Below are 306 nucleotides of genomic sequence, written 5' to 3' on the forward strand. Positions count from 1 at the left end.
GTTATCAATGAGGGCTGAAAGGAGATTATTAGCTTTTTCGATGGCGTGAAAATCCCCCGTAAAATGCAGGTTGATGTCCTCCATGGGTATAACCTGAGACCAGCCTCCACCTGCCGCACCTCCTTTGATCCCGAACACAGGCCCAAGACTTGGCTCACGGATCACTGCCAAAGAAGCCTTGCCGATGCGGTTAAGTCCGTCATTCAGACCGATGGTCACCGTCGTCTTTCCTTCTCCGGCCGGAGTAGGAGTGATGGCAGTGACGAGAATCAACTTGCTCTGCTTGAGCTTTTGCTCATCGATGAG

The 306-nt window shown here is 52.0% G+C and carries 1 protein-coding gene; it reads right to left on the reverse strand.

From position 1 onward, the window contains the following. On the reverse strand, positions 1-306 hold a 306-nt coding region (locus tag ACNKXV_RS14065), incomplete at both ends, for a formate--tetrahydrofolate ligase (RefSeq protein ID WP_417908341.1).

This window comes from Christiangramia aquimixticola (genome assembly GCF_048285835.1).
In the GTDB taxonomy this organism is placed as follows: domain Bacteria; phylum Bacteroidota; class Bacteroidia; order Flavobacteriales; family Flavobacteriaceae; genus Christiangramia; species Christiangramia aquimixticola.